The 11,402-nt window shown below is 72.4% G+C and carries 11 protein-coding genes and 1 rRNA gene; 11 read left to right on the top strand and 1 reads right to left on the bottom strand.

Annotated features, from left to right (window positions below):
• Positions 1-92: ribosomal RNA gene (gene rrf / locus H577_RS16915) — 5S ribosomal RNA — on the top strand; the annotation flags it as partial.
• Between the two features lie 60 nt (positions 93-152).
• Here the strand turns inward: rrf and H577_RS17575 are convergent.
• A complete protein-coding gene (locus H577_RS17575; RefSeq protein WP_156876567.1) occupies positions 153-1,415 on the bottom strand; it encodes a hypothetical protein in 1,263 nt (420 codons plus the stop codon).
• On the opposite strand from H577_RS17575, the gene H577_RS18050 reads away from it, so the two are divergent.
• The 10 genes from H577_RS18050 (at position 1,380) to H577_RS0106105 (ending at position 11,359) form a co-directional block, all read left to right on the top strand.
• Positions 1,380-2,507 (top strand): hypothetical protein, encoded by a 1,128-nt coding sequence (locus H577_RS18050; RefSeq protein ID WP_245570343.1) that lies wholly within the window; start codon positions 1,380-1,382, stop codon positions 2,505-2,507. The genes H577_RS17575 and H577_RS18050 overlap by 36 nt on opposite strands.
• Positions 2,507-3,562 carry an HAD-IIA family hydrolase gene (locus H577_RS0106145; RefSeq protein WP_029145212.1) on the top strand — a complete coding sequence of 352 codons (1,056 nt, stop codon included), beginning with the start codon at positions 2,507-2,509 and terminating at the stop codon, positions 3,560-3,562. The genes H577_RS18050 and H577_RS0106145 overlap by 1 nt, the downstream gene beginning before the upstream one ends.
• A 31-nt stretch (positions 3,563-3,593) precedes the next feature.
• The gene (locus H577_RS17815) at positions 3,594-3,743 is read left to right on the top strand and encodes a hypothetical protein (protein ID WP_169566245.1); all 150 of its coding nucleotides are present in this window, start codon (positions 3,594-3,596) and stop codon (positions 3,741-3,743) included.
• Positions 3,740-4,537, top strand: coding sequence for a TlyA family RNA methyltransferase (locus H577_RS0106135; protein WP_029145211.1), 798 nt, complete (start codon positions 3,740-3,742; stop codon positions 4,535-4,537). Before H577_RS17815 ends, H577_RS0106135 begins: the two co-directional genes overlap by 4 nt.
• Positions 4,534-5,454 (top strand): NAD kinase, encoded by a 921-nt coding sequence (locus H577_RS0106130; RefSeq protein ID WP_029145210.1) that lies wholly within the window; start codon positions 4,534-4,536, stop codon positions 5,452-5,454. Before H577_RS0106135 ends, H577_RS0106130 begins: the two co-directional genes overlap by 4 nt.
• Positions 5,451-7,151 (top strand): DNA repair protein RecN, encoded by a 1,701-nt coding sequence (recN, locus tag H577_RS0106125; RefSeq protein ID WP_029145209.1) that lies wholly within the window; start codon positions 5,451-5,453, stop codon positions 7,149-7,151. The genes H577_RS0106130 and recN overlap by 4 nt, the downstream gene beginning before the upstream one ends.
• Before the next feature lie 17 nt (positions 7,152-7,168).
• Positions 7,169-8,881 (top strand): CTP synthase, encoded by a 1,713-nt coding sequence (locus H577_RS0106120; RefSeq protein WP_029145208.1) that lies wholly within the window; start codon positions 7,169-7,171, stop codon positions 8,879-8,881.
• Positions 8,874-9,461: an NUDIX domain-containing protein gene (locus H577_RS15360; protein WP_036283984.1), complete on the top strand. Its 588-nt coding sequence runs from the start codon at positions 8,874-8,876 to the stop codon at positions 9,459-9,461. Before H577_RS0106120 ends, H577_RS15360 begins: the two co-directional genes overlap by 8 nt.
• A gap of 1 nt (position 9,462) precedes the next feature.
• Positions 9,463-10,365: a site-specific tyrosine recombinase XerD gene (xerD, locus tag H577_RS0106110; protein WP_029145207.1), complete on the top strand. Its 903-nt coding sequence runs from the start codon at positions 9,463-9,465 to the stop codon at positions 10,363-10,365.
• A 154-nt stretch (positions 10,366-10,519) separates the two neighbouring features.
• Positions 10,520-11,359 (top strand): ParA family protein, encoded by an 840-nt coding sequence (locus H577_RS0106105; RefSeq protein WP_051191810.1) that lies wholly within the window; start codon positions 10,520-10,522, stop codon positions 11,357-11,359.
• Positions 11,360-11,402: the final 43 nt, after the last annotated feature.

Here is an 11,402-nt window from a genome sequence, read left to right as displayed (position 1 = left end):
CGCCCGGTCCCATACCGAACCCGGAAGCTAAGCCTCTCAGCGCCGATGGTACTGCAGGGGCGACCCTGTGGGAGAGTAGGACACCGCCGAACACCCTTTGAGCGAATGGCCACCCGACTGGGTGGCCATTCGTGCGTTATGGGGAGAAGATGTCAGGGGCAAGGAGAGACATGGCTGAGGACGACGACCGCCGCGATCGACGCGGCGGGGAAGGTGCCGGCCGCGCTTCTGGCGGCGGGCGTCCGTACCGCGATGACAGGTCCGATCGCTCGCGCGATGCAGCATCCGGTGCGCGCGACGGCGGCGAACGCCGCCCGTACCGCGAGGGCGGGTCTGGTGGCCAGCGTGGGTCCGATGACCGTCGGCCGTATCGCGCCGATGCTGAGCGTCGTCCGTTCCGTGGCGATGGTGAGCGCCGTCCGTACCGCGAGGGCGGGGCGGGTGGTCAGCGGGGCTCCCATGATCGTCGGCCGTATCGCGCGGATGCTGAGCGTCGTCCGTTCCGTGGCGATGGTGAGCGCCGTCCGTACCGTGAGGGTGGGTCTGGTGGTCAGCGCGGGTCCGATGACCGTCGGCCGTATCGCGCCGATGGTGACCGGCGTCCGTACCGTGAGGGCGTGTCTGGTGATCAGCGTGGGCCCGGAGAACGGCGCCCGTATCGCGCCGACGGCGAGCGCCGCCCGTACCGTGACGGCGGCTCCGCTGGTCAGCGCGGGGCGGATGATCGCCGCCCGTACCGTGGCGACGGTGAGCGCCGCCCGTACCGTGAGGGTGGGTCTGGTGCCCAGCGCGGGTCCGATGACCGTCGGCCTCATCACGCCGATGGTGAGCGCCGTCCGTACCGTGAGGGCGGGTCGGGTGGTCAGAGTGGGGCCGGAGAACGGCGCCCCTATCGCGCCGACGGCGATCGCCGCTCGTACGGTTCGGAGCGTGAACGGCGTCCGTACCGCGCGGGGGAGTCGACGGGGTCGCGTGCGTCTGGTGACCGGCGTCCGTACCGCGACGGCGGGTCGGGTGGTCAGCACGGGGCGGATGAGCGCCGTCCGTACCGTGCCGATGGTGACCGCCGCCCGTACCGTGGTGACGGTGAGCGCCGCCCGTACCGTGAGGGTGGGTCTGGTGCCCAGCGCGGGTCCGATGACCGTCGTCCGTATCGCTCCGATGGTGACCGTCGTCCGTATTCCTCCGATGGTGAGGGCCGCCCGTACCGCGCCGATGGTGAGCGCCGCCCGTACGGGGAGGGTTCCGGTCGCGACGGGCGACCGTATCGCGAGGGCGGCGGCCGAGACGGCGGGCGCAACGCGCTCTCGGGTGCTGCCCGCCCCGATCGGGCGTCGCGGCCCCCGCAGGATGTCCGTGCCGCACGCCCGACTGACCCGGTGCTGCCCGATGACGTGACGCCGAAGGACCTGCATCCCGCCGCCCGCAACGAACTGAAGACCCTCACCAAAGAGAACGCCGAGCGCGTGGCCCGTCACCTGGCCATGGCCGCGCAGCTCATCGACGACGACCCGGCGCTGGCCCACGAGCATGCACTGGCGGCGTCGCGTCACGCCGGTCGCATCCCGGTCGCCCGCGAGTCTGTGGCGATCACCGCGTACGCCCTCGGCGACTTCGCACTCGCCCTGCGCGAACTGCGCACCTACCGGCGGCTCAGCGGCCGCGATGACCAGATCGCCCTCATGGTCGACTGTGAACGCGGCGTCGGCCGGCCCGAGCGCGCGCTGGAGCTCGGTCGTTCCGTCGACCGGGCGACGCTGCCCACCGACGTGCGCGTACACCTGGCCATCGCCATGTCGGGCGCCTGGCTTGACCGCGGCGACGCGACCCGTGCGCTGCAGGAGCTCGAGATTCCCGAAGCCGACCCCGACCGCGCCTTCGAGTGGAGTCCCGCGCTGTTCGCCGCCCGCGCCACCGTGCTCGAAGACCTCGGTCGCACCGACGAGGCCGCGCGGTGGGCCCAGCGCGCCGACGTGGCCGCTGCCGCCCTCGACGAGGCCCACGGCGTCGGTGAGCACGAGGTCGTCATCGTCGAAGACCTCGCACCCGACGACGATGACGATGACGACTCGCACGCGGGTGAGGTGGCCGCCGGTTCCAGCGACGACACGGCATCGTCCGCATCGGGTGAGGTCGATCTCGCGCTGAGTGAGCCGGATCTCGCATCGGATACGGCGGATGCCGCACCAAGTGAGGCGGATCCCGCAGCCGAGCAGGCGGATGCCGCTCCGGATGTGCTGCCGGATGCGTCCGACCTCGCACCGGATGAGGCGGACGCCGCACCGGGTGTGGCGGATGCTGCAGCCGAGCCGGCGGATGCCGCTCCGGGCGTCGTTCCGGATGAGTCCGACCTTGCACCGGATGAGGCGGACGCCGCACCGGATGCGGCGGAGGAGGCTGTGGTCGCCGGGGACGCCGCATCGGATGCGGCGGAGGAGGCGGTGGTCGCCACGGACACCGCACCCGCTGAGGACGAGCCTGCACAGGCACCGGAGGCCGAGGACTGATGGCGTTGTTCTCGCGGTCGCGGCGGGCCGCGGCATCCGGACCCGCGCCCCTGGACGGGGTCGACACCGTGCTCGCCGACCTCGACGGCGTCGTCTACGCCGGGGCCGGGGCGCTGCCGCACGCCGTCGAGAGTCTCAACCGCGCGGCCGCGGAAGGCCGTCGGCTGGGCTACATCACCAACAACGCATCGCGCACCGACGCCGACGTCGCCGCACACCTGCGCGAGCTGGGTCTCGAGCGCACCGCGCCCGACGACATCGTCACCAGCCCGCAGGCGGCCGTACGGCTGCTGCGCACGATGGTGCAGCCGCCTGCCACGATCCTCGTCGTCGGCGGCGAAGGCCTGGTCACCGAGGTCGCCCGCGCCGGCTATACGGTCACCGGGAGCGCCGACGACCGCCCGGCCGCCGTGGTGCAGGGCTTCTCACCCGACATCGCCTGGACGCACCTGGCCGAAGCCGCCTTCGCACTGAAGGTTCCCGAAGAAGACGGCGGCATCCCCTGGATCGCCACCAATACCGACTGGACCATCCCACAGGCCCGAGGCATCGCGCCGGGCAACGGCACCCTCGTGTCGGCCGTGCACACCGCCGTCGGGCGACTGGCCACCGTCGCCGGCAAACCGGAGCCGCCCATCTTCCACGAGGCGGTGTCGCGGTTCGCCGCCCGCAGCCCGCTGTTCATCGGCGACCGGCTCGACACCGACATCGCCGGCGCGCAGGCCGCCGGCATCCCCTCGGCGCTGGTGCTCACCGGCGTCGACCGCCCCAAGCACGTGCTGGCCGCCCCCGCGAACAGCCGCCCCACCTACATCGTCGAAGACCTGCGTCAGCTGTTCGAGCCGTACCCGGCCGTGCAGACCGACGGCGACACCACCCGGGTCGGCGACGCGACGGTGCGCATCGACGGGCCCGCACTGCGGGTGATGGATGCCGGGAGCCGGCCCATCGACCTGCTCCGTGCCGGTGCCGCCGCGGTCTGGAACTCCGGGCGGGCCATCTTCGGGTTCACCGTGCAGGCCGAGCTGTACGCCGACCCGTTCCTACGCCCCTGACCGGCACGGCCTCGGGGATAGCATGGGGCACATGCAGGACGAGGACCGCGACGAGCTGATCAGCCGGCTCCGGGTGATCGAAGGCCAGCCGCTGGGCGAACGCGCCGACGCGTACGCCGCGCTGCACGACGAGCTCGCCCACCGGCTCGACAGCGGCCCGGCCGCCGGCCCCACCGCATGACGCGGCTCGACCAAGAACTGGCCGCCCGCGGCCTCGCACGCTCGCGCACCCACGCGCAGACCCTCATCTCCGCCGGTGCCGTGCACGTGGACGGCCACCCCGCCGCCAAGGCGTCGACGGCGGTCACCGTCGACAGCCGCATCGAGGTCGCCGCCGCCGACCACTACGTCAGCCGTGCCGCACACAAGCTCATCGCGGCACTCGACGCGTTCGCCGTGCCGGTGTCGGGGCGTGTCGCGCTCGACATGGGCGCCTCGACCGGCGGCTTCACCCAGGTGCTGCGCGAACGCGGCGCCGACCCGGTGATCGCCGTCGACGTCGGGCACGACCAACTCGCCTCCGTCGTCGCCGCCGATGTGGGGGTCATCGCGATCGAGGGGTTCAACGTGCGGCACATGACCGCAGCATCCCTCGCCGACGCCTCGGGCATCGACGCGCCGCCCGCGCTCGTGGTCGCCGACCTGTCGTTCATCTCGCTGCGACAGGTGCTGCCGGCCGCCGCGGCGGTGGCCACAGCCGACGCCGACCTGGTGCTGCTGATCAAGCCGCAGTTCGAGGTCGGTCGCACCGCCGTGCGCGGCGGCGTGGTCACCGATTCGGCCGCCCATGCCGCCGCGATCGCCGGCGTGCTGCAGGCGGGCGCGGCCGAGGGCCTGGGCGTGGCCGGCATCATCGCGTCGCCGGTGGTCGGCACACACGGCAACCGGGAGTACCTGGTGCACCTGTCGGCGGCATCCGGCACCGATCCGACAGAATGGACGGGGACCGTGGACGAGGTGACGGGGAGCCCATGACGAATCAGCGCAGCATCCTGGTGGTCGCGCACGCCCAGCGCGACGACGCCGTCGACGCGGCCGTGCGCGTGGTCGCCGCGCTGCGGGCCGCCGGTGCCCGACCGGTGTTGGCAGGCGACGACCGCGCCGAACTGGTCGCGCTGCGCCCCGCCCTGGCCGGCACCGCCGCACTCGGCGACGAGGTCGCCGTCGCCGACATCGAACTGGCCATCGTGCTGGGCGGTGACGGCACCATCCTGCGTGCCGCCGAGCTCGTCCGCGGCGGCACCGCGCCGATCCTCGGCATCAACATGGGCCACGTCGGCTTTCTGGCCGAGATCGAACGCGACGACATGGACGCCGCGGTGCATCGGGTCATCGCCCGCGACTACCGCGTCGAAGAGCGCCTCGCGCTGGCGGTGCGGGTGAAGGATGCCGCGGGCACGGTGATCTACGAGACCTGGGCCCTCAACGAGGCCACGGTCGAGAAGGCCAGCCGGGAGCGGATGCTCGAGGTCGTCGTCGAGATCGACGGAAAGCCGCTGTCGAGCTTCGGCTGCGACGGCATGGTCGTGTCGACCCCGACCGGCTCGACCGCGTACAACTTCTCGGCCGGGGGACCGGTGATCTGGCCGACCGTCGAGGCGATCGCCGTCGTGCCGCTGTCGGCACACGCGCTGTTCGCCAAGCCCCTGGTGATCGGCCCCGAAGCGGCCGTCGCGATCGAGGTGCTCGAGCGCACCGCCGGCACCGGCATCCTCTGGTGCGACGGGCGCCGTTCGCACGAGCTGCCCCCGGGCGCGCGTGTGGTCGTGCGGCGTTCCGACGAACCGGTGCGCCTGGCGCGGCTGCACCCGGCCGCGTTCACCGATCGGCTGGTGCGCAAGTTCCGCCTGCCCGTTGAGGGGTGGCGGGGGCCCGCCGGAGCGCACTCATGATCGAGCAGATGCAGCTGCGTGACCTCGGCGTGATCGCCGAGGCCACGCTGCCGATGGGGCCCGGGTTCACCGCGATCACCGGTGAGACCGGCGCCGGGAAGACGATGGTGGTCACCGGCCTCGGCCTGCTGCTCGGGCAGCGCGCCGACTCGGGAGCGGTGCGCGCCGGGGCCGCGCAGGCCTCGGTCGACGGCGTCTGGATCGTGTCTGAAGACGGCCCTGTCGCCGAACGGGTGCGTGAGGCCGGCGGCGACGTCGAACCCATCGGCGGCGGTGACGCCGAACTGTACGTCGGGCGCACGATCTCGGCCGAGGGCCGCAGCCGCGCCACCGTCGGCGGCCGCACCGCCCCCGCTGGGGTGCTCGCCGACCTCGCCGACCGCCTCGTGGTCGTGCACGGCCAGTCCGATCAGCTGCGGCTGCGCTCGGCCGCCGCCCAGCGCGACGCCCTCGACCGCTTCGGCGGCGACGAGGTCGCGGCATCCCTGGCCGAGTACCGGGAACGGTACGACGCCTGGCAGGTGCTCGACGCCGAGTTGGGCGCACTGACCGCCGACCGTGACGGGCGGATGCGCGAGGCCGCGCAGCTGCGCGAAGCCATCGCCGAGATCGAACAGGCCGACCCGCAGCCCGGCGAGGACGCCGAGCTGGCAGCGCGCGCCGAACGTCTCGCGCATGCCGAAGAACTGCGGGTCGCCGCCGCGACCGCGCACGCCGCCTTGTCGAACGAGGGCGACGGGCCCGACGTCACCGTGCTGCTGGCCGAGGCGCGTCGCAGCCTGGAACGCGCCGCCGCCAGCGACGCCGCCCTCGATGAGATCGCGACCCAGGTCGCCGACCTCGGTTACCGTGCGGCAGACCTCGCCACCGCGCTGTCGGGGTACCTCGCCGACCTCGACGAGTCGGGCCCGCACGAACTGGAACTGGTTGAGGAGCGGCGCGCCGTGCTCGGCTCACTCGTGCGCGCGCACGGATCGCTCGACGCCGCCATCGACCTGCTGCGCACCGGGTCGGCGCGACTGGCCGAGCTCGACGACGACCCCGAACGCATCGAACGCCTCACCGCACAGCGCGGGGCCGCGGCATCCGCCCTCGACCAGGCCGCCGACCGGTTGACCGCCGCGCGCGCCGCGGCCGCCCGGCGCCTCGGCGACGCGGTCACCGCCGAACTGCACGCGCTGGCCATGCCCGACGCGCGCGTCGAGGTCGAGGTGGTGCCCGGGACGCCGTCACGGCACGGGCGCGACGAGGTGGCCATCCTGCTCGCCCCGCACCCCGGCGCCGCACCGCGACCGGTGGCCCGCGGCGCGTCGGGCGGCGAGCTCAGTCGCGTGATGCTCGCCATCGAGGTCGTGATCGCCGCCACCGACCCGGTGCCCACCTTCGTGTTCGACGAGGTCGACGCCGGCATCGGCGGGGCGGCCGCGATCGAGGTGGGACGGCGCCTGGGCCGGCTCGCCCAGTCGGCCCAGGTCATCGCGGTCACCCACCTGGCGCAGGTGGCCGCGTTCGCCACGAACCACCTGAGCGTCGTGAAGTCCAGCGACGGCACCGTCACCTCGTCGAGCGTGCGGCGGCTGACCGGCGCCGACCGCGAGGCCGAGATGGCGCGGCTGCTGTCGGGACTGGCGGATTCGGATGCCGCGCTCACCCACGCCCGGGAGCTGTTGCACACCGCGCAGACCGACATCGGCTGATAGCATAAAAGCCCGTGATGCATACTTCTGGCGCAAGCAGCTCAGACCCGCTCGCGGGAACCGAATCAGGCGACACCACCAAGCACATCTTCGTGACCGGCGGTGTCGTCTCTTCTTTGGGCAAGGGGCTGACCGCCGCGAGCCTGGGCAACCTGCTCACCGCCCGCGGGCTGCGCGTGGTGATGCAGAAGCTCGACCCGTACCTGAACGTCGACCCGGGCACCATGAACCCGTTCCAGCACGGCGAGGTGTTCGTCACCGACGACGGCGCCGAGACCGACCTGGACATCGGGCACTACGAGCGGTTCCTGGACGTGAACCTGAACCAGGCGGCCAACGTCACCACCGGCCAGATCTACTCGCGGGTGATCGCGCGCGAGCGGGCCGGCGAATACCTCGGCGACACCGTCCAGGTCATTCCGCACATCACCGACGAGATCAAGCGTCGCATGCGCCTGCAGGCCGACGCCGACCCCAAGCCGGATGTCATCATCACCGAGGTGGGCGGCACGATCGGCGACATCGAGTCGCAGCCGTTCATCGAGTCGGCCCGACAGATCCGCCACGAGCTCGGCCGTGACAACGTGTTCTTCGTGCACGTGTCGCTGCTGCCGTACATGGGTGCGTCAGGCGAGCAGAAGACCAAGCCGACCCAGCACTCGGTCGCCGCGCTGCGCTCGATCGGCATCCAGCCCGACGCGCTCGTGCTGCGCAGCGACCGGCCCGTCACCGACGCGAACAAGCGCAAGATCGCCCTGATGTGCGACGTCGACGAGCGCGCGGTGGTGAACGCCGTCGACGTGCCGAGCATCTACGACATCCCGTCGATGCTGCACGAACAGGGCCTGGACGAGTACATCGTCCGCGCGCTCGGGCTGACCCGCGTCACCGAGGTGGACTGGTCACGGTGGCAGAAGGTGCTGGGCGCGGTGCACAACCCCAAGCACGAGGTGACCATCGGCCTGGTCGGAAAGTACATCGACCTGCCCGACGCGTACCTGTCGGTGACCGAGGCGTTGCGCGCCGGCGGGTTCGCACACGAGACCCACGTGAACATCCGGTGGATCCCGTCGGACGAGTGCGAGACCCCCGAAGGTGCGCAGGAGGCCCTGGCGAGCCTGGACGGCATCGTGGTGCCGGGCGGCTTCGGCATCCGCGGCATCGAGGGCAAGCTCGGCGCGCTGCGGTTCGCGCGCGAGCAGGGCATCCCGACCCTCGGCATCTGCCTGGGCCTGCAGTGCATGGTGATCGAGTACGCGCGCAACGTGGCCGGCATCCCGGATGCCTCGTCCAGCGAGTTCGATCCCGATACCGCCGACCCGGTGATCGCGACCATGGCCGAACAGGTCGACATCCTCGCTGCCGGTGAGCTGGGCGGTACCATGCGGCTCGGGCTGTACCCGGCCGACCTGGCCGAGGGCTCGCTGGCCGCCGAGCTGTACGGTGCGACCACCGCGAGCGAGCGGCACCGGCACCGCTACGAGGTGAACAACGCCTACCGCGACCGCCTCGCGGGCGCCGGACTGGTGTTCTCGGGCCTCTCACCCGACCGCAACCTGGTCGAGTACGTCGAGTTGCCCCGCGACGTGCACCCGTACTACATCGCGACGCAGGCGCACCCCGAGCTGCGGTCCCGGCCGACCACGCCGCATCCGCTGTTCCGCGGACTGGTGGGCGCGGCGCTGGAGCGCCACCGTGCCAGCGAGCTGTTCGACGTCGACAATGACTGAGCCCGACACGCTGCGCGACGAGCCGTTCGATGCGCCCGTCGTCTCGAGCGAGCTGGTCTACCGGGGCCGGGTGTGGGACGTGCGGCGCGACACGCTGCGCTACAACGGCGACGAGATCGTGCGCGAATACGTCGCGCACACCGGCGCGGCGGCGGTCGTGGCACTCGACGACGACGGACGCGTGCTGCTGATCCAGCAGTACCGGCACCCGATCCGGCATCGCGACTGGGAGATCCCGGCCGGGCTGCTGGATGTCGCCGGGGAGCCGCCCGAGCAGGCGGCGCGCCGCGAGCTCGCCGAAGAGGCCGACATGCAGGCCGATGAGTGGTCCGAGCTGGCGAGCGTGTTCACCACCCCCGGCGGCAACGACGAGGTGGTGCACATCTTCCTCGCCCGCGGGCTGCGACCCGCCGGCGGAGAGTACGTGCGCGGCGACGAAGAGGCCGACATCCGGGTCGAATGGATGCCGTTGGCCGACGCGGTCAGCGCCGTCATGGCCGGGCGCATGCGCAACGGCATCCTCGCCGTCGGCGTGCTCGCTGCGGCCGAACATCTGCGTCGGGCAGCGGCCGAGGGGTGAGATGCGCCTTGACCGGGCGGTCGACGCCTACCTGCGGCACATCACCGTCGAGCGCGGCCTGAGCGACCACACGGTCGCCGCGTACCGGCGCGACCTGTCCGAGTACGTCCGGTGGCTAGCCACCCAGGGGGTCGACGACACCGCCGCAATCACCCCCGAGACGGTGGCCGGGTTCATCGCCGCGAGAGCGGGTGCGCAGCCGCAGCCGGCGGCATCCAGCCTCGCCCGGCTGCAGTCGTCGGTGCGCGGCCTGCACCGGTTCCTGGTGCGCGAGCAGATCGAGCAGGCCGACCCGACCGGCCGGCTTCGGCCACCGAAGCTGCCGCAGCGGCTGCCCAAGGCACTGACCGTCCACGAGGTGGAGCGGCTGCTGACGGCGCCCGATGCGAACGAGCCGCTGGGGCTGCGCGACCGCGCCCTGCTCGAACTGCTGTACGCGACCGGTGCCCGGGTGTCGGAGGCGGTGCAGTTGGACGTCGACGACGTGTCGCACGGCGACGTGTTGCGGGTGCGGGGCAAGGGCTCGAAGGAGCGGATCGTGCCACTCGGCGAGTACGCGCGGGACGCGGTCGACGCGTACCTGACCCGGGTGCGACCGGAGCTGTCGCGACGAGGCAAGGCGACGCCTCGACTGTTCCTCGGCGCGCGGGGAGCGCCGCTGTCGCGGCAGAGCGCGTGGTTGATCATCCAGGCGGCCGCGGAGCGGGCGCAGCTGACCGCCCACGTGTCGCCGCACACGCTGCGGCACTCGTTCGCGACGCACCTGCTGCAGGGCGGCGCCGACGTGCGGGTGGTGCAGGAGCTTCTCGGCCACGCGTCGGTGGCCACCACACAGATCTACACGCACGTGAGCATCGACGCGCTGCGCGACGTGTACACGACCTCGCATCCCCGGGCGCGGTAGACGCGATCGGGTCGGGTTGTGCGACATCCGCCGCCGCCACCGGAAGACCGGGCGCGGCTCTCGCTAGAATCGAGCGGACAGCATCCACGAGAGCAGGAGACCGGTGGCGGGCAGCACGGCGAAGAAGACGGCGAAGCCGAAGGCCGCGGACGACATGCCGATCGGCCCGACGGGTCGCCCGTACCACGGCTTCCCGACGCCGGCACCGCTGACAGGCCACGGTCCGGCGCGCATCATCGCGCTGTGCAACCAGAAGGGCGGGGTCGGCAAGACCACCACCACGATCAACCTCGCCGCCGCCCTCGCCGGGTACGGCCGAAGAGTGCTCGCCGTCGACTTCGACCCGCAGGGGGCCCTGTCGGCCGGGCTCGGCATCGCCACGCACGAGATCCCGACGATCTACGACCTGCTGCTGGACTCCAAGCGCGACCCGCACGACGCGATCGTGCACACCGCGACCGAGAACCTCGACGTCATCCCGGCGAACATCGACCTGTCGGCCGCCGAGGTGCACCTGGTCAACGAGGTCGCCCGCGAGCAGACCCTCGCCCGCGCCCTGCGCGGCGTCACCGGCGAGTACGACGTCATCCTCATCGACTGCCAACCCTCGCTCGGGCTGCTCACCGTGAACGCGCTCACGGCCAGCCACGGGGTGATCATCCCGCTGGAGTGCGAGTTCTTCGCGCTGCGCGGCGTCGCCCTGCTCATCGAGACGATCGACAAGGTGCGCGACCGGCTGAACCCCGCCATCACCCTGGACGGGGTGCTGGCCACCATGTACGACCCGCGCACGCTGCACTCGCGCGAGGTGCTCGAACGTGTCGTCGAGGCGTTCGGCGACGACGTGCTCGAGACGGTGATCGGTCGCACCGTGAAGTTCCCGGACGCCTCGGTGTCGGGCATGCCGATCACCGAGTTCGCCCCGGAGCACGCGGCGGCCCAGGCCTATCTGCGGCTCGCCCGGGAGCTGGTGGCCCGTGGCGCCGTCGCCTGAGGCGGCGCCCGAAGGCACCGCGCCGTCGCCTGAGGCGGCGCCC

Origin of the sequence: Microbacterium luticocti DSM 19459, assembly GCF_000422405.1 — a bacterium.
GTDB lineage: Bacteria > Actinomycetota > Actinomycetes > Actinomycetales > Microbacteriaceae > Microbacterium > Microbacterium luticocti.
This window is presented reverse-complemented; position numbering and strand designations above follow the sequence as displayed.